At 67.5% G+C, this 17,331-nt stretch carries 13 protein-coding genes; 4 read left to right on the top strand and 9 right to left on the bottom strand.

Annotated features, from left to right (window positions below; all coding sequences use genetic code 11):
- Positions 1-191: 191 nt before the first annotated feature.
- The 6 genes from UU9_RS03975 to UU9_RS03950 form a co-directional block, all read right to left on the bottom strand.
- Positions 192-1,874, bottom strand: coding sequence for a cbb3-type cytochrome c oxidase subunit I (locus UU9_RS03975; protein ID WP_007080431.1), 1,683 nt, complete (start codon positions 1,872-1,874; stop codon positions 192-194).
- Positions 1,874-2,833, bottom strand: a complete 960-nt coding sequence (locus UU9_RS03970; protein WP_007080430.1) for a cytochrome c — start codon at positions 2,831-2,833, stop codon at positions 1,874-1,876. Before UU9_RS03970 ends, UU9_RS03975 begins: the two co-directional genes overlap by 1 nt.
- Positions 2,830-3,081: a hypothetical protein gene (locus UU9_RS03965; RefSeq protein WP_007080429.1), complete on the bottom strand. Its 252-nt coding sequence runs from the start codon at positions 3,079-3,081 to the stop codon at positions 2,830-2,832. The genes UU9_RS03970 and UU9_RS03965 overlap by 4 nt, the downstream gene beginning before the upstream one ends.
- Positions 3,082-3,381: 300 nt before the next feature.
- On the bottom strand, positions 3,382-3,942 hold the full coding sequence (locus tag UU9_RS03960) for a peptidase associated/transthyretin-like domain-containing protein (RefSeq protein WP_156804176.1): 561 nt from the start codon (positions 3,940-3,942) through the stop codon (positions 3,382-3,384).
- 1 nt (position 3,943) lies between these two features.
- Positions 3,944-5,251: a hypothetical protein gene (locus UU9_RS03955; protein ID WP_202799799.1), complete on the bottom strand. Its 1,308-nt coding sequence runs from the start codon at positions 5,249-5,251 to the stop codon at positions 3,944-3,946.
- A gap of 212 nt (positions 5,252-5,463) precedes the next feature.
- Positions 5,464-6,855, bottom strand: coding sequence for an MBL fold metallo-hydrolase RNA specificity domain-containing protein (locus tag UU9_RS03950; RefSeq protein ID WP_007080426.1), 1,392 nt, complete (start codon positions 6,853-6,855; stop codon positions 5,464-5,466).
- A 253-nt stretch (positions 6,856-7,108) separates the two neighbouring features.
- Between UU9_RS03950 and UU9_RS03945 the strand changes: the two genes are divergently transcribed.
- The 3 genes from UU9_RS03945 to UU9_RS03935 all read left to right on the top strand — a co-directional run bounded on the left by UU9_RS03945 (position 7,109) and on the right by UU9_RS03935 (position 11,129).
- Positions 7,109-8,410: a GGDEF domain-containing protein gene (locus UU9_RS03945; RefSeq protein ID WP_237710206.1), complete on the top strand. Its 1,302-nt coding sequence runs from the start codon at positions 7,109-7,111 to the stop codon at positions 8,408-8,410.
- Positions 8,411-8,823: 413 nt separating this feature from the next.
- The gene (locus UU9_RS03940) at positions 8,824-10,428 is read left to right on the top strand and encodes a L,D-transpeptidase family protein (protein ID WP_040670206.1); all 1,605 of its coding nucleotides are present in this window, start codon (positions 8,824-8,826) and stop codon (positions 10,426-10,428) included.
- Between the two features lie 77 nt (positions 10,429-10,505).
- Positions 10,506-11,129, top strand: a complete 624-nt coding sequence (locus tag UU9_RS03935) for a DUF2238 domain-containing protein (RefSeq protein WP_050982378.1) — start codon at positions 10,506-10,508, stop codon at positions 11,127-11,129.
- 207 nt (positions 11,130-11,336) lie between these two features.
- Here the strand turns inward: UU9_RS03935 and UU9_RS17240 are convergent, their stop codons facing one another.
- On the bottom strand, positions 11,337-12,080 hold the full coding sequence (locus tag UU9_RS17240; protein ID WP_007080422.1) for a SpoIIAA family protein: 744 nt from the start codon (positions 12,078-12,080) through the stop codon (positions 11,337-11,339).
- 213 nt (positions 12,081-12,293) lie between these two features.
- Here UU9_RS17240 and UU9_RS03925 point away from each other — a divergent pair, with 213 nt between their 5' ends.
- The gene (locus UU9_RS03925; protein WP_007080421.1) at positions 12,294-14,693 is read left to right on the top strand and encodes a phosphoketolase family protein; all 2,400 of its coding nucleotides are present in this window, start codon (positions 12,294-12,296) and stop codon (positions 14,691-14,693) included.
- Here UU9_RS03925 and UU9_RS03920 read toward each other — a convergent pair.
- Both UU9_RS03920 and UU9_RS03915 read right to left on the bottom strand, forming a co-directional pair.
- A complete protein-coding gene (locus UU9_RS03920) occupies positions 14,690-15,883 on the bottom strand; it encodes an acetate/propionate family kinase (RefSeq protein WP_007080420.1) in 1,194 nt (397 codons plus the stop codon). The two genes, UU9_RS03925 and UU9_RS03920, sit on opposite strands and share 4 nt — an antisense overlap.
- The gene (locus UU9_RS03915; protein ID WP_040670204.1) at positions 15,880-17,301 is read right to left on the bottom strand and encodes a bifunctional enoyl-CoA hydratase/phosphate acetyltransferase; all 1,422 of its coding nucleotides are present in this window, start codon (positions 17,299-17,301) and stop codon (positions 15,880-15,882) included. Before UU9_RS03915 ends, UU9_RS03920 begins: the two co-directional genes overlap by 4 nt.
- Positions 17,302-17,331 lie beyond the last annotated feature (30 nt).

Raw genomic sequence — 17,331 nt, 5'->3', positions numbered from 1 at the left:
TTGGGCGGGGTCGCGCTTCCACAAAGAAAGCGCTCTCTCCCAACGGCAAGCATACGATGGTTGCGGCGGGGAAAGGGGATCCGGCACGCGGTTAAACGACGCACACGACGGTGTCGCAGATGTGTCGTTAAAAAGGGCCGCCGGCGACCCGGCGGCCTTTGCGTTTGCGTGGCACCCGTCGCCCGAGCCGCTCAGCCCTGCGCCGGCAGCACCCGCAGCGGCGGCGACATCGCCGGCGCGGCAGCCCGCGCCTCCAGCGATGCGATGAAGCGCCACACGAACAGCAGGGTGACCAGCAGCAGCCCCGGATAGCCCACGCCGGCCAGCACGTAGGGTAGGGTCGGATCGCCCTCCACGCGTACCCGCGGCAGGTTGAAGGCGAGCAAGCCGAGCGTGATGATCGTGCCGAACAGCCACATCATCAGCAGCCAGATGCCCGCCTCGAAACCGGTCAGCGGCCGGCGCCAGCCGGTAGCCGGGCGCGCGTCGACGTCGTCGGCAGCCTGCGGGCGCAGGCGCCGGCCCATGGTGAAAAGGTCGTACGCCAGCACGCCGGCGCCGCTGCTCAGCACCAGGCCGAACAGCGGCAGCATGACCTTGTAGGTGGCCATGGCACGGTTGACGTCGCCGCCGAACCAGTCCAATCCGAGGATGCGGTAAACATAGATCTGGATCGTGCCGCCGATGGCAAACGCGAAGCCCATGCCGAGCACGCCGATGAACACCAGCCAGAAACCGAGCTTGCCCAGGCGCTGGTCGAACTGCGGTACCTTGCGCAGGATCGGCACCACGTAATACGCCGCCGCGATGCCGAGCATGCCGAAGGTGCCGAACAGCGCCAGGTGTGCGTGCCCTGCCGTGACCCAGGTGCCGTGCGACCACACGTTGGTCAGCGCGAAGGTCATCACGAAGCCGAGGATGCCCGCGCCGACCAGCTCCAGTACGGTCGAGCCGAGCAGGAAATAGAAGGCCGGCGCATTCTCCAGCGGCCGCTTGTTGGTGTGTGCATCCAGGTAGATGTGCCAGAAGCAGAACACCAGCGGCAGCGGCTCCAGCGCGCTGAACAGCGAACCCCAGAACTGCCAGAACTCCGGCGTGCCGATCCAGAAGTAGTGGTGCGCGTTGCCGATGAGTCCGGACAGCCACACCAGCGCGATGCCCCAGAACACCGCGAAGCCCACCGACTTCACGTCGGCCTTGAACATCAGCACCAGGAAGTAGCCGATCAGGCTGATGTGGATCACCTCCCACACGCCTTCCACCCAGTAGTGCACCACGAACCATCGGAAGTACTCCTGCAGGTCCAGCCGCGCCACGTAGAACAGGCCGAACACCCACACCACCGCCAGCGCGCCGACGCCAAGGCCCAGGCCCCAGTGCACCTCGTTCCATTCGCGCACGCGCGGGAACGTGCGCAGCACCACGAAGGCGAGGATAAGGAAGCCGACCAGGATCAGCACGCCGGCGATGCGCCCCGCCTCGAGGTATTCCAGCCCCTGCTGCAGCCAGGGTTGACCCAGCCACCAGCCGGCGATGCCGCGCTCGGCCAGAAACTGGGTGAAGAAGTTCCAGATCACGATGCCGATGACCGCGTAGAACAGGAACTTGATCAGCCACGGCGCGACCAGCTCGCGTTTGGCCAGCAAGGGCGCCACGAACATGATCGCGCCGATGAAGCCGCAGACGATCCACATGATGCCGAGGTTGAGATGCTCGGCGCGGGCGACGTTGAAGTTGAGCCAGCCCTGCAGGAGGGTCGGGTCGATCTGCTGGGCGGCCAGGATCATGCCGTAGATCACCTGCACCACGAACAGAACCAGCATCAGCATGAAAAAGCGCAGGCTCAATCGTTGGGTTTGGTATTCGATCTGCATCACTGCTTCTCCAGCGTGTGGAGGTAGGCCACGATGGCGTTGACTTCGTCGTTCTTGAGCAGGGTGTCGTAGGCTGGCATCACGCCTGGCGGATAACCGGCCACGATCTTCGCGTTCGGCTGGCGGATCGACTCGGCCAGGTAGGCATCGTCGGCGCTGACCTTGCCGCCGTCGGCCAGGCTCACGCTGGACTCATACAAACCGCCCCAGCCAGGTCCCACCAGTTTCTTGTCGTCACTGGCATGGCAGGCCACGCAGCCGTAGTCCTTGACCAGTTGCGCGCCGAGCGCGGCGGGATCGCTGGCCGGCGCCGGCGTGGCCGCCGCGGCGGGTGCGGCCTGCGCCAGCGCGATCGTGCCGTGCGCCAGTTGCAGGCGGCGGTCGAGCGTGCCGGCTTCGACTTTCGGTGGCCAGCCCTCGGTGTTCATTGACGAGGTGTACTTGAGGTAGGCGATCAGCTGGCCGATCTCGTCCTTGCTCAGCGGCAGGTTCGGCATCAGCGTGCTGCCGCCGCCGCGCCGCTGGATGCGGGCCGCCGCACCGGGATATTTCTGCAGGTAGGCGTCGATCGTGTCGGTGCCGGTGTCCGCGTGCTGGTTGGGGTCGAGCAACTGGGCGCGCACCGCAGCCTCGGTCGGCCAGCCGCCGGCCGAGGGCAGGAACGCCGCCAGCCACGCCGGTCCCGCGTGCTTGTACACCTCGGTGAGGTCCGGCCCCAGATAGGCGCCATTGCCGACCAGGGTGTGGCAGCCCATGCAGTTGTAGGCCTGAAACACGCGCTTGCCGTCGTTGGCCTGGTACGGGCCGAAGCTCACCGGGTCGGGAGTGGCTTGTCCGCGCGAGGGCAGGAAGGAGAACACCGACAAGGCGATGAAGATCAGCGCCATGACGCCGAGCAAAAGCAGTGCGCTGCGGCGTCGCGGCTTTTCGCAACTGCTGTCGCCTGATCCGCAGCTCATGGCCGGCCCCCTTTGTCGTCGACGGAAGGCGGCGTGGCCTGGGTGTCATGCAGGAACAGGATGCGCAGGCTGCCGATGAACAGGTAGAACACCCATATCGCCAGCACGAAGCCGACGGCGAAATAGATCCACCAGGCGACGTGCGATTCGGGCCAGTACTCGAAATCACGCCAGAAGGGCCAGGACAGCCAGAATGCCGCCACGCAGGCAAGCACCGAGAGCGTCAGATCCGAAATCCGCTGCGACATGCGATTCTCCCCTGAACCGTAAACGAGACTTGCCCGGAAACGTCGTACGCGGCGCATTCCTCCCCCGAGGGCTCCGCGTCAGTCGGGTCGACTATAGGAAGCCTCCCACGCGCCGCCATTGATTCAGATCAAGCAGTTTTGCAGTTGGCCCTTGGTGACATCGCGGCGGGGCGTGCCGGGGCGAGCGAGGGCGATCGCCCTATTGCCGCTTTCGCGACCTGTTGTCCCGGGAGTGCGGGCGGTCTTTGGCTGGCGAGGGCAAGCGCGAAAGGGTCGTTCCGCTCGACCCTGCGGGACGTTTCAGCCGCCCGAACCCGTGCCGTCCCCACCGGCGCCGGTTTGCAGGATCCGCCGACGCACGCGCTGTTCTTCGGCCGGACTGATCAGCCCTTCGTCCAGCAGCTCCTGCAGCACTTGCAGCTGGCGCAGGCGTTGTTGCGGCAGGTCGGGTGGCGACGCGGTTGGCGGTGACACTGCTGTCGACGTTGCTGCCGCGCGTGCCGCCGGGGTCACCTTCGCGGCGACGCAGTCCAGGCGCAGGTGCAGATCCTGTTTGAGATCGTCCAGGGTCACGCGGTGCTGCAGCGGTTCGCAGCCGGCGTGGCGCAGCGTGACCATGCCGTAGAGCGCGGCGCGCGCGTCCGGGTAGCTGTTCGGGTAGATATCGCGCTCGCTGACGGTCAGCGGCGTGGTGCCTGCCTTGCCACCGATCAGTTCGACCTCGGCGGCCGAAGGCGTCGACTCGATGCGCAGCGTGCCGACCTGCAGCGCCTGCGCGTGCACGCTGGCACTGGCGGCAAGCAGCAACAGGGCGGCGCCGGCGTGCCGTCGTGATCGCGTCCCCGGCCAGTGGGCGCGCATGTCAGAACGCGGTGTCGAAGCCGAACAGGATGTAGTTCTCGCTGTTCAGATGGCCGGTGAAGTAGGGGCCGGTGGGTTTGGTCTTGTTCTGGAAGTCGACGTTGACCTCCATGACGCCCTTGATGTTGCGCATGAAGTAGTAGGACGCGGTCAGGCTCAGGCTGTTGATGGCAATGCCCTCGTAGATGGTATTGGTGTGCGCGAGGTCGCCGGCGCCGGCGTAGTTGTACAGCGCCGAGAACGCCCAGCGGTCACCGGGGATCCAGTCCACGCCGGCGAAGCCGCCGCTCCAGCGGTAGTTGCGCGTCGGGTCGGCATCGAGAAAACCATCCCAGCGGTTCCACAGGTATTGCGCGTACCAGTGGGTATCGGCGCCGATGTCGCCGGCGGCATCGAGACCGACGATGCGCTTGTCGGTGTTGCGCTGGCTTTTATTCATGCCGGCCGGACCGGCGGCGCCGCGCTGTTTGCCTGCGGCGCCGAACACGCCCATGGCCACCGGCCCGATATCGGTGCCGATGTGGGCGAAGGTGGTCTTGGAGCTGTCGTTGTCGAACATCCGGTCCGGGCGCGAATAGCCGGTGCCGTTGATCTTGAAGTTGTCGGTGATGCCGTTGCCGTTGGTGAAGCCCAGATCGATCCCGAACCGGCCGATGTCGCGGTCGAACAGCACGCCGCGGTCATAGGTGACACCGGCCATGCGGTAGACCATGTAGTCCTGAAACGGCAGGCGAACCTCGCGTGGGAACATCGAGTCGGACAGCGAGAACTGCCCGAGCATCATGCCGATGCCGCTGCCGAAGATGTCGGCATGGCGAAACCAGGCGTCCTCCACCACGATCTCGCCGTTGCCACCTTTCTCGGCCATGATCGCGTAGAAGTAGTAGGTGATGTTCTTGCTCAGTGGCGCGCTGGACAGCAGCTTGAGCAGGTACGGCGACTGGAAATCCGTTGCCGCGGATTGACGGGCGCCGCTGATCGGGTCGATCGCCTTGCCTTGTCGACCCTGCACGTAGGCCTGGGCGCGGATGGCCAGCGGTACGTGGTCGGGCAGCGCGAGCCGGTCGTCGCCGAGCTGGGCGGCGGCTTCCATCCAGTTCGGCAGGCGCATGTTGTTCTTGGCGAAAACCTCGCCGAACTTGTTGAGGCGCGGGAAGGCGGAGTGGCACGCGGCGCAGCTGAGGTTGTAGCGGCGCGCGAACTCGGGCATCGCGGATGCCTCTTGTGTAGGCAGCAGCGCCAGCCAGGCGCCCAGCAGCAGCAACGGCACGGTGCGCAGCAGTGCGCGGAGCCGACGCCGGCGCCTCACTCGGCGGTGCGGCGGTGGCGCAGGCATCCCGGCCTCGGCATGGCGCGCAAGGAAGGGTGGAAAATTGATCCGCTTCATCGTGGGTTGCTCCCGAAGCCGTTGGCCGCCGTCGTTGCCTCTGGGCGAATCCACCGTGGCGGCGGATCCAGTCTATGAGGGCATCGGCGTGCAATCTTGATCGAAGTCAAATGCGCGGTGTGTCGCCGACGGGATCAGTCGATCTTGATCGGCTCGTGCAGCCCGGGCAGCTGGCACGCGACGCCGCGTGCGGCCAGCACTTCCTGCATCGCCCGCATGCCGCGGTCGTACTCGCCGTGCACCAGGAACACCTTGCGCCGCGGTGCGTCGCCCAGCCAGGCCAGCAGCGAGGGTCGGTCGGCGTGGGCGGAGAAGCCGTTGATCGTCCACACCTGCGCGCGCACCGGGATCTCCTCGTTGAACACGCGCACGCTGGGTGCGCCGTCGATGATCCGCCGCGCCAGTGTGCCTTCGGCGGCATAGCCGACGAACACCACGCTGCTGCGTTCGCGCCACAGGTTGTGCTTCAGGTGGTGGCGTACGCGGCCACCGTTGCACATGCCCGAGCCGGCCAGGATGATCGCGCCGCCGTCGACGTTGTTGATCGCCATCGACTCGGCCGTGTCGCGGGTGAAATGCAGCCCCGGCATGGAGAACGGGTCGCCATGCCGCAGTTCGTCCAGGAAGCGTTCGTCGAAGCACTCCGGGTGGCGGCGGAAGATCTCGGTGGCGGAGATCGCCATCGGCGAATCCAGGAATATGCGCACGTGCGCCGGGATCGCGCCGTCACGCAGCCCGCGGTGCAGGTAGTAGAGGAGCTCCTGCGTGCGCTCCAGCGCGAAGGTGGGGATCACCACGTTGCCGCGGCGGTTCACGGTGTCGCGGATCGCCTGGTACATCTCGTCGACCGAATCCGGCACCGAGCGGTGCGGGCGGTCGCCGTAGGTGCTTTCCATCACCACGTAGTCGGCCGGTGGCGCGGGTGTCGGGTCACGCAGCAACGGTCGGCCGGGGTTGCCCAGGTCACCGGAGAACAGCATGCGGCGTTGCAGTTTGCCGTCGTCGAGCCCCAGCAGGATCGAGGCCGAGCCGAGGATGTGGCCGGCGTCGAGAAAGCATGCGGTGATGCCTTCGACCACCGGCACGGTTTCGTCGTAGCCGACATCGGGGCCGAAGAAGTCCAGTGCGTGCAGCGCGTCGTCCAGCGTGTACAGCGGCGGCGCCAGCTCCTCGCTGCGGCGATGGCGGCGTTGTGCGCGGCGCGCCTCTTCCTCCTGCAGGCCGGCCGAATCGAGCATCACCACCCGCGCCAGTTCGCGGGTGGCGGCGGTGGTGATGATGCGGCCGCGAAAACCCCGACGCACCAGCAGCGGAATCCGTCCGCAGTGGTCGAGGTGGGCGTGGGTCAGCAGCAACACGTCGATGCTGGCCGGGTCGAAACCGAACGGCTCGGCATTGGCCCGTTCCACCTCCTCGCTGCCCTGGAACATGCCACAGTCGATCAGCACGCCGCGGTCGTTGCAGGTGACGAGATGGCAGGAGCCGGTTACCTGTTTGGCCGCACCGTGGCAGCTGTAGATGATCATAATCGGCGACACTCCGGACGACAGTTGTTGGGTGGGATGCAACGACACTGTGGCAGGGCGGGGCACCGGACGGCTTGACTGGCGTCAGATGCAGGACGTGCCGCGATCTTTCGCCCGGGCGGGTCGACGCGGGGAAAGTCTGGCAAGCCAAGGGCAATCACACTAGCTGGGACAACAGGTCATGATCGCAGTGCCATTTCATCAGAACGCTGCGGCCGTTCGCGGCTTCGCCGTGTTCTCTCGCGTGGTGGCAGTGTTGATCTGTACGGTCGCGCTGGTGGTGCTGGCGGGGTGGTGCCTGGACGTGCCGCTGCTGACCACGCTGGTACCGGGACAACATGCCATGAAGGCGAACGCGGCGATTGCGTTCGCGCTTTCCGGGCTGGCCCTTTTCCTGACCCAGGATTTCGTGCCCCCGCGGTGGCGTCTCGGCCCGTGGCTGTCGATCGTGGTGGCGGGCATCGGCGCGGTGACGCTGGGCGAGCACCTGTGGTCGCTGGATCCGGGTTTCGACCATTTGTTCGACGACCCCGTGGCCCGGGCCGCCGGCTGGCCGCCGGGACGCATGGCGGCACCCGCGGCGTTCGCGCTGACCTTGCTGGGCGTGCTGGGTTTGCTGGTGTCCACGCGGCGCTACCTGGTGCTGCGCGAGACCATCGCGATGGTATTGCTGGCCATCGTGGTGAGCGGCCTGGCCTCGTATGCGGTTGCCCTGGCCAGCAAGATCGGCGGGCCGTTCGCGCAGGTGCCCTTGCCGACCTTGCTCATGCTGCTGCTGGCGGTACTGGGCTGGCTTTCCTCATCACCCACCACCGGACTCACACGGGTGGCCACGGCGGATACGTTCGGTGGCGCGCTGGCGCGCCGGCTGCTGCTGCCGTCGTTGTTGCTGCCGGTAATCTTTGTTTTCGTGCTGGAGCTGCTGCAATCGCTGCTGGGCCTGCCCGAGACGCTGGCGTTCGCCTTTGTGGCGCTGGGCAGTGGCGGCGCCGTGGCCGGTCTGGTGTGGTGGGTGGCCAGCCTGCTGGACAAGCTGGAGCGCCAGCGGATGGAGTCGGCGCTGTTGCGCAATGATGCCGACACCGATGTGCTGACCGGGTTGGCCAACCGGCGCGCGTTCGATGGCGCACTGGCCAGCCTGCTGCACGGGCAGCGCGAACGCGACAACACGTTCGCGCTGCTGATGCTCGATCTGGACCGGTTCAAGTCTTACAACGATGACTACGGTCACCTGGCGGGCGACCAGGTATTGCGCATCACCGGCCAGCTGCTGCGTGCCTCGCTGCGACCGTCGGATCGGGCCGCGCGCTATGGCGGCGAGGAGTTCGTGTTGCTGTTGCCCGAGGCCGATGCGGCCGGCGCGCGCGAAGCTGCCGAGCGCCTCCTGCGCGCGTTCCGCGACTTCGCCTGGCCGCAGCGCGCGGTCACCGTCAGCATCGGCGTGGCACAGGCCGCCTGCGACGACACCGCCGCGGACTTGATCCAGCGTGCGGACAAGGCGCTGTACGCGGCCAAGGACGCGGGCCGCAACCAGGCGGTGTTAGCCGTGCCTTAAGACCCACATAAGCCTTCGCGGTTGCAATGTCCCTCAAGGCAAATCCCTGCCGATACCGGAGACGCACCATGAAGCGCATCGTCATCGCACCGTTGTTCCTTGCCGCCGCCGTGCTGTCGGCGTCCGCCTTCGCCGCACCGCAATGCACCAGCGCGCCGCGTGCGCAGTGGCTGACCGAAGCGGCGATGACGCCTGGCCCTGCTGCACGAGAACGTGCGCAAGTACGGCACGGTGTTCAACACGGTGGCGCCGGGGACGCATCTTTCCGGCGTGCTGCGGAAGGCCGGTTGAGGGCACGCAAAGCTGCCGTCGGGAGCGGATGTTTGCCGGTTTCGCCGTACACCGTGATGATGTCGGCAGACGACGTCGATCGAGAGGTAAACGCCATGCCGCCAAGCCTGCGATGCATTGCCATGCTGCTGCTCTTGTTCGGCGCGGGCCTGCCAGCGTGGCCGCTGGCGGCACAGCCCGCCGATCCCGCGGCCGCATTGATTCGCGAACAGCTGCAGCCGACGCTGGATGCGCCTACCGCCGGGTTGGGCAAGGCGCGGGCGCAGTTCTATGCGCTGGGGGGCTTCGCGCCTGCGTGGACGCGCGCGACCGACGTCGACTCCTTGCTGGTGGCGTTGCGCGGCATGAGCGCGGACGGCCTCGATCCGGCCGATTACGCGCTGGACGAGCTGCTGCGCCAGCGCGCCGCGCTGGCCGATTCGCGCGCCACGGCCATGCAGCGCGCGCGGTTCGACCTGCTGGCCACGGATGCCTGCCTCACCGCGCTGGCCCATCTTTATCGCGGCAAGGTGGACCCCGCCTCGCTGGACACGCACTGGAATTTCGATGCGCGCCAGCCTGCGCCGGGGCAGGGCGTGCAAAGCGTGCGCGACGCGCTGGCCCAAGGCCAACTGGCCGAACTGTTCGCGCGGGCACGGCCGCAAAACCCGCTGTACGACGAGCTGCGCGCCGCACTGGCGCGCTGGCGCGGAGTCGCCGCGCAAGGGGGCTGGGCATCGATCCCGGTCGGGCCCACGTTGAAGCCGGGCATGCGCGATGCGCGCGTGCCCGCCCTGCGCCAGCGGCTGCGTGTGGCGGGCTATTTGCCGCCCGCGGTCGATGCCGCTGCCGGGGCCGGGTCGCCCGAGGACTATGACGCGGCGACCGAACAGGCCCTGAGACAGTTCCAGTCCGTGCAATACCTGACCGTCGATGGCCAGCTCGGCCCGGCCACGCTGGCGGCGCTGAATGTGCCAGTGGCCGCGCGCATCGACCAGCTGCGGGTGAACCTGGAACGCGCACGCTGGCTGCTGCACCAGTTGCATGGCGATTTCATGATGGTGGATATCGCCGGCTACCGCGTCGCCTATTACCGCGACGGCAAGCCGGTGTGGCGCTCGCGTGTGCAGGTGGGCAAGCCGTACCGCAGCACGCCGGCGTTCAAGTCGCAGGTCACCTACCTCACGCTCAACCCGACCTGGACGGTGCCGCCCACGATCCTGAAGAACGACGTGCTGCCCAAGGTGCGGCGGAACCGCGGCTACCTCGCCGCCAACCATATCCGCGTGCTGGACGGTCAGGGTCGCGAACGCTCGCCGGCGAGCGTGGACTGGGCCAATCCGCGCGGCATCGTGCTGCGCCAGGACGCCGGGCCGCACAATTCGCTGGGCCGCCTGGTCATCCGCTTTCCCAACGACTACGCCGTCTACCTGCACGACACGCCGCACCAGGAGCTGTTTGCCAACCCGCAACGCGCCACCAGCTCCGGCTGCATCCGGGTGGAGCGCCCGCGCGAGCTGGCCGAGCTGCTGCTGGACGATCCGGTGCGCTGGAACCGCGCCGCCATCGACAGTGCCATCGATACCGGCAAGACGCAGAACGTGACCCTGGCCCGGCCGGTGACGCTGTTGCTGGCGTACTGGACGGTGGACCTGCGCGAGGACGGCCGCATCGGCTTTCGCCCCGACATCTACCAGCGCGATGCGCCCGTGCTTGCCGCGCTGGACCGGCCGCGGGTGTCGCCCTGATGCCGTCGACGGCGCCCGGTGCAGCATCGGGCCGGGATGATCCATCGCCGCAACGAGGTTGGCGGCTGCCGGCGTCGTTGCTGGCCGTTTTCCTCGTTGCCATGCTGGTCTCGGGCATCGCGCCGCACTATCGCCAGGACTGGCTGATGGAGAACGTGCTGGTGCTGCTGACGCTGGCCGTGCTGGTGGCAGGCTTTCGCCGGCGGCGGTTTTCCAACGCCAGCTATGCGGCCTTGTTCGGATTCCTGCTGCTGCACGAGCTGGGCGCGCACTACACCTACGCCGAAGTGCCCTGGGACCGCTGGTTCTCGGCGTTGTTCGGGTTTTCGCTGAACGACGCCTGGGGTGCCAGCCGCAACCACTTCGACCGCGCCATCCATTTCGCCTATGGCCTGCTGGTAACCCCGCTCGCGGTGGAGCTGGCTGCCCGGCGCACCGCGCCGCGCGGAGCCTGGTACTGGATCGTGCCGGTCAGCCTGATGACCGCCAGCTCGGCCGTGTACGAGTTGTTCGAATGGGGCGCGGCGGTGTGCTTTGGCGGCGATCTGGGTGTGGCCTACCTGGGCACCCAGGGCGACCCATGGGATGCCCAGCAAGACATGTTCCTGGCCTTGCTCGGCAGCGTTGCCGCTGTCGCCGTGCTGGCCGCCGCCGTGGTGTTCCGCTGTCCGCGGAAATTCCCGGGCGCTGACTCTCGTTGACGCTCAGGCGGGCGATTCGATCGGGATGCTTCGGCGCACGCTCCTAGGAGCGTGGGCCGCAGAAATCGTCCGGGCTGCAAAACCCTGCCTGCGGTCCATTTTTCCGCCGGTTCTTGGCCCATAGAACGACTATGGGCCGGCAAATCGTCGAAAAACTGTCCTCGCAGGCAGAATTTTTCGCCTCGAACGTTTCTATGGCGCAGGCTCCTAGGAGTCCTTCAGCCAGGCCATGGCCTGGTCGCGCTCGTCGTAATCGAACTTGCGCACCTTGGCCAGCATCAGCGGGTCGAGCACATGGTCGGCGATCGATCCCAGCGGGCTGCTGGTGACCATGGCCAGCCTGTCGATCCGGTCGTGCACGCTGCTGACGAACTTCAGGTGCGCGAACAGCGCACCCATGCTCCGCCAGCCGGGAAACCGCCGGCTGTGGATCATGATGCCGCGCAGCCGTTCGTGGCTTTCGAGATAGCTGCCGATGGCCTTGCCGACTGCCTCGAAATCATCTTCGCTCAGCGCCTTGTCGGCAGCCGGCTCCAGTACCAGGATGCCCGTCTCCGCATCGAGCTCGATGCCGATGCGGGCGCGACCGCTTTCGCAGACCCAGTCCCTGGCTTCGTCGTACTCGTCGCTGTCGAAGTGGCGCAGTTCGCCCGGCGAAAACACGCTGAACAGCTTGACCGCGTTCTCCATCCAGCCGATGTCGGTGACGATCGCCAGGCGCGCCCAGTGCCCGATGCGGCCCAGGCCCAGCCGCAGGTCCTGCCACACCGCGCCGGCCTCCATGCCTTTCCATTCGCCGTCGATGCAGCACAGGAAGTCGAGTTTGCGGTGTTTTTCCAGCCGCTCGTTGACCAGCGGGATGAGCTGTTTCTCGTAGTCGTCCGCGCGCAGCTTGTCGGTGATGCGGATGCCGATCACGTGGTCCGGTAGTCCATCGATCAAGGTCAACATGGTGGTTGCTCCTGTTGCGGTGCGGAGGGGTACGCGTTGCGCCGGAGTGTACCGCCGGCCTGTCGGGTGGATGTGTTCCTGCGGTGGGTCAGGAGTGTTTCGCTCGGGCGGTTCAGGCGCGTGGCATGCGCCAACCTGCTGCATCAAATTTCACCCGCCATCGTGTACATACTGCGTCCACAGCCTCGCGCGTGTCGGGACGGAGCGACGACGATGATCGACCTTCCAGATCAGCAACCTGTTGACGCCAGTCAGTTGCGGGCCATCGACGCCTGGTGGCGCGCGGCGAATTACCTCTCGGTCGGGCAGATCTACCTGCGGGCGAATCCGCTGCTGCGCCAGCCGCTGGCGCCGGCGCACATCAAGCGCATGCTGCTCGGCCACTGGGGCACCACGCCGGGCCAGAACTTCATCTATGCGCATCTCAACCGGGCGATCCGGCAGTACGACCTGGACATGGTCTACCTCTCCGGCCCCGGCCACGGCGGCCCGGCGGTGGTGGCAAACGCCTGGCTCGAGGGTACGTACAGCGAGGTCTATCCGCAGGTCAGCCAGGACGAAGCCGGGCTGCAGCGGCTGTTCAAGCAATTCTCGTTTCCCGGCGGCATTCCCAGCCACGCCTCGCCGGAATGCCCCGGCTCCATGCACGAGGGCGGCGAACTTGGCTACTCGCTCAGCCACGCGTTCGGCGCGGTGTTCGACAACCCCGGCTTGATCGCCGCCTGTGTCATCGGCGACGGCGAGGCGGAAACCGGGCCTCTGGCCACGGCCTGGCATTCGAACAAGTTCCTGGACCCGGTGGGCGATGGCGCGGTGCTGCCGATCCTGCACCTCAACGGCTACAAGATCGCCAACCCCGCCGTGCTGGCGCGCATCGGCCGCGAGGAGCTGGAGCAGCTGCTGCGCGGCTACGGTTGGATGCCGTATTTCGTGGTCGGCAGCGATCCCGTCGCCATGCACCAGGCGATGGCCGCGGCGCTGGATGCGGCGGTGGTGCAGATCAGCCAGATCCAGCGCGATGCCCGCGAGGGCGGCGCTTGCACGCGGCCACGCTGGCCGATGATCGTGCTCGAATCGCCCAAGGGCTGGACCGGCCCGGCCATGGTGGATGGACGGCCAAACGAGGGCACGTTCCGCGCACACCAGGTGCCGCTGTCGATCTCCCCGACCAGCCCGCCGGAGCACCTGCCGCAGCTGGAGGCGTGGCTGCGCAGCTACCGGCCGGAGCAGTTGTTCGACGAGCGCGGTCGCTTGCGCCCGGAGTGGGCCGCACTGGCGCCCAGCGGCGCGCGTCGCATGAGCGCGAACCCGCACAGCAATGGCGGCCTGCTGTTGCGCGACCTGCTGTTGCCGGATTTCCGCGACTACGCGGTCGCGGCGCCGCAGCCTGGCGCGCGCGGCAACGGCGACACCCGCGCGCTGGGACCGTTCCTGCGCGACGTGATCCGCTTGAATGAGCCCTCGCGCAACTTCCGCGTGTTCGGGCCGGACGAGACGATATCGAACGGCCTGGCCGCGGTCTTCGAGGCCACCAACCGTCAGTGGCAGGCCGCCCTGAAACCGGACGACGAGTTCCTCGCTCCACAGGGCCGGGTGGTGGAGATGCTCAGCGAGCACCAGTGCGAGGGCTGGCTGGAAGGCTATCTGCTGACCGGGCGGCACGGCTTGTTCAACTGCTACGAGGCGTTTATCCACATCGTCGACTCGATGTTCAACCAGCACGCCAAGTGGCTGAAGATGACCGCGGCGATCCCGTGGCGGCGCCCGCTCGCCTCGCTGAACTACCTGCTCGCCTCGCACGTGTGGCGGCAGGACCACAACGGCTTCACCCATCAGGACCCCGGCTTCATCGACCACGTGGTCAACAAGAAGGCCAGCATCGTGCGGGTGTACCTGCCGCCGGACGCGAACTGCCTGCTGTCGGTGATGGATCATTGCCTGCGCAGCCGGCACTACGTCAACGTGGTGGTGGCCGGCAAGCATCCCGCGCCGCAATGGCTGCCCATGGATGCCGCGGCCAGCCATTGCGCCCAGGGCATCGGGCTGTGGCCGTGGGCGAGCAGCGACGCGCACGGCGAGCCCGACGTGGTGATGGCCTGCGCTGGCGACGTGCCGACGCTGGAAACGCTGGCCGCGGTGTCGATCCTTCGCCGCTACCTGCCCGACCTGAAGCTGCGCGTGGTCAACGTGGTCGACCTGATGAAATTGCAGGCGCCCAGCGAGCATCCGCATGGCCTGGACGATGACGATTTCGACCAGTTGTTCACCCGCGACAAGCCGGTGATCTTCGCCTACCACGGCTATCCCAGCCTGATCCATCGCCTCACCTACCGCCGCGCCAACCACGACAACCTGCACGTGCACGGTTACAGGGAGGAGGGCACCATCACCACCGCGTTCGACATGACCGTGCTCAACGAGCTGGACCGTTTCCATCTGGTGATCGACGTGATCAACCGCGTGCCGCAGGCGGGCGAGCGCGGCGTCTATCTCAAGCAGAAGCTGCTGGACAAGCTGATCGAGCACAAGCATTACATCGACGAGCATGGCGAGGATTTGCCGGAAATCCGCCACTGGATGTGGGATGCGCCGGAGGCCGGTACGCTCGACTAGCGACGGAGCAGCGTCTCCGCGGCCGTGGCGGCTACCCATTCCTCGTTGGTGGCTTCTACCACCACTTTCACCCGGCTGGCGGCGTTGGAGATGACCGGCGCGTGGGCGGCATTTGCATCCGCGTCGATCGCCACGCCGAGAAAGCCCAGGCCGGCGCAGACGCGTTCACGGATCACCGGCTGGTGCTCGCCGATGCCGGCGGTGAAGACCAGCATGTCCAGCCCGCCGAGCGTGGCCGTCAGCGCGCCCACTTCGCGCACGATGCTGCGCACATACAGCGCGAGGGCCTCGCGCACCGGTTCTTGGTCTTCGCGCGGCAGCAGGTCGCGCAAGTCGGAGGACACGCCGGAAACGCCGAGCAGGCCGGACTCGTGGTACAGCATCCGCGCTACCTGCTCCAGCGACAGCTTGCGGATCTCCATCAGGTAGATCACTGCGCCGGGGTCCAGCGCGCCGCAGCGCGTGCCCATCATCAGCCCGTCCAGCGCCGAGAAGCCCATCGTAGTGGCGACGCTTTGCAGGTTGCGCATCGCGCACAGGCTGGCGCCATTGCCCAGGTGCGCCACGATGGTGCGGCCGCGCGCGGCGTCGCCGTAGCACTCGCCCAGCACCTGTGACTGGTAGGCGTAGGACAGGCCATGGAAGCCGTAGCGGCGCAGGCCCTGTTCCCACGCCGAGCGCGGCAGCGGCAGCATCTTCTCGACCGTCGGCATGCTCTGGTGGAAGGCGGTGTCGAAGCAGGCCACTTGCGGCAACTGCGGCCGTTCGGCCAGCAGCGCGTCGATCGCCTCCAGCGCGAACGGCTGGTGCAGCGGCGCCAGCGGAATATAGCTTTTCAGGTCGGCCAGCACCGCCGCATCGACGCGCACCGGTTCGAAGTACTTGCTGCCGCCGTGCACCACGCGGTGCGCGATCGCCACGATGCGGCGGCCATCCAGCCGCGCCTCGATGTGCTGGCGCAGATAGGCCAGCGCCGCCGGGTAGGGGCGCTCGCGGTCCAGCGTCAGCGTTTCGGCGGCGCCGCCGCTTGCGCTGAACATCGGGGCGTCGCCGGTGATGCCTTCGACCTTGCCGCTCCACGCTGGTGTGCGCGCCAGCGGTGTCGCGGCCGCGTCGAACAGCGCGAACTTGATGCTGGACGAGCCGCAGTTCAGCACCAGGATCAGCGAGCCGTCGCTGCGCTCGTTCATGGCGGGCTGAGCCGGTAATGGTGGGCGACCAGCGCGGCCAGCGCGCACGAGGCGATGCGCGATTCGCGCGAGTCGGCGCGGCTGGTCAGCACGATCGGCACGCGCGCGCCCATCACCACCGCCGCGCTGGTGGCGCCGCCCAGGTATTCAAGTTGCTTGGCCAGCATGTTGCCGCTTTCAAGGTCGGGCACCAGCAGGATGTCCGCGCGACCTGCCACCTCGGAGACGATGCCCTTGATCTTGGCCGCGGCGACGGAGATGGCGTTGTCGAAGGCCAGCGGGCCGTCCAGCACGGCGCCGGTGATCTGGCCGCGGTCGGCCATCTTGCACAGGGCGGCGGCATCCAGCGTGGCCTGCATGCGCGGGTTGACCGTCTCCACCGCGGCCAGGATCGCCACCCGTGGCAGCGCCACGCCCACGATGTGCGCCAGGTCGATCGCGTTGCGCACGATGTCGGCTTTCTCTTCCAGCGTGGGCGCAATATTGACCGCGCCGTCGGTGATGATGAACGGGCGCGGGTACGCCGGGCTGTGCATCAGGTAGCAATGCGAGATGCGCCGCGCCGTGCGCATGCCGGAGGTGGCGGCAATCACCGCGGTCATCAATTCGTCGGTGTGCAGGCTGCCTTTCATCAGCGCGTCGACGCCGCCGCCCGTGGCCAGCTCGACCGCGCGCGCGGCGGCGGCGTGGCTGTGCGGTACGTCGTCGATGGAAATGCCGGCCAGATCCAGCGCGGCAGCCCTGGAGATTTGTTCGAGCTTCCTGCGCGGGGCGACCAGTACCGGTTCGATCAAGCCCTCCCGCGCTGCCTCCAACGCGGCGCCGAGGCTGGCCGCGTCGCAGGGATGCACCACGGCCACGCGGATCGGCCCCAGGCGTCGCGCCCGCTCCAGCAGCGACTGCCCGCTACGGTCGAGTACGCGCGTCTCGGGCAGTTGACCGGGCGCCTGCGCGATCCGCTGCGCGGGAGCCTGCACCTCGATCGTGCCTTCGATTACCACCGCGTCGTGCTGGTTCACACAGCGGCAGGCGAAACGCAGGCGTTGAGTCGCCGCATCGCGGTCGGTCACGTGCACGCTGGCGGCCAGCGTGTCGCCGATCGCTACCGGAGCCAGAAAGCGCAGGGACTGGTCGATGCATGCCGTGCCCGGGCCAGGCAGCCGCGTGTTCAGTACCGCGTGGATCAGTGTGACGCCCCAACCGTCATGGCCGAGGCCGGGCGACGCATCGCCCGGCGTGGTTCCGCTGGACGGTGCGCAGCCGTGCAGCGCCCCAAGCATCTGCGCATCCTCGGCGCGCAAGCGCCGCGTGATCGTGGCGCTGTCGCCGACGCTGATCTCGTCGAACCGTTTGTTGCACACGGCCGTGGGATCGGCCCGGGATGTCGCTGCGGGTGCTGCAGTCGGCGTCTTGTCCATGGATGGCTTCCGGTAAACGGCGGGACCTCG

Origin of the sequence: Rhodanobacter fulvus Jip2 (assembly GCF_000264315.1) — a bacterium.
Lineage (GTDB): Bacteria > Pseudomonadota > Gammaproteobacteria > Xanthomonadales > Rhodanobacteraceae > Rhodanobacter > Rhodanobacter fulvus.
Note: the sequence above shows the minus strand (reverse complement) of the source record. Positions and strands in the feature narration are given on the sequence as shown.

Excerpts from the sequence above, each read along its gene's own strand:
- UU9_RS03975 (WP_007080431.1), bottom strand. The coding sequence starts at position 1,874 with ATGCAGATCGAATACCAAACCCAACGATTGAGCCTGCGCTTTTTCATG.
- UU9_RS03920 (WP_007080420.1), bottom strand. The coding sequence starts at position 15,883 with ATGAACGAGCGCAGCGACGGCTCGCTGATCCTGGTGCTGAACTGCGGC.
- UU9_RS03915 (WP_040670204.1), bottom strand. The coding sequence starts at position 17,301 with ATGGACAAGACGCCGACTGCAGCACCCGCAGCGACATCCCGGGCCGAT.
- UU9_RS03970 (WP_007080430.1), bottom strand. The coding sequence starts at position 2,833 with ATGAGCTGCGGATCAGGCGACAGCAGTTGCGAAAAGCCGCGACGCCGC.
- UU9_RS03940 (WP_040670206.1), top strand. The coding sequence starts at position 8,824 with ATGCTGCTGCTCTTGTTCGGCGCGGGCCTGCCAGCGTGGCCGCTGGCG.
- UU9_RS17240 (WP_007080422.1), bottom strand. The coding sequence starts at position 12,080 with ATGTTGACCTTGATCGATGGACTACCGGACCACGTGATCGGCATCCGC.
- UU9_RS03960 (WP_156804176.1), bottom strand. The coding sequence starts at position 3,942 with ATGCGCGCCCACTGGCCGGGGACGCGATCACGACGGCACGCCGGCGCC.
- UU9_RS03950 (WP_007080426.1), bottom strand. The coding sequence starts at position 6,855 with ATGATCATCTACAGCTGCCACGGTGCGGCCAAACAGGTAACCGGCTCC.
- UU9_RS03925 (WP_007080421.1), top strand. The coding sequence starts at position 12,294 with ATGATCGACCTTCCAGATCAGCAACCTGTTGACGCCAGTCAGTTGCGG.
- UU9_RS03965 (WP_007080429.1), bottom strand. The coding sequence starts at position 3,081 with ATGTCGCAGCGGATTTCGGATCTGACGCTCTCGGTGCTTGCCTGCGTG.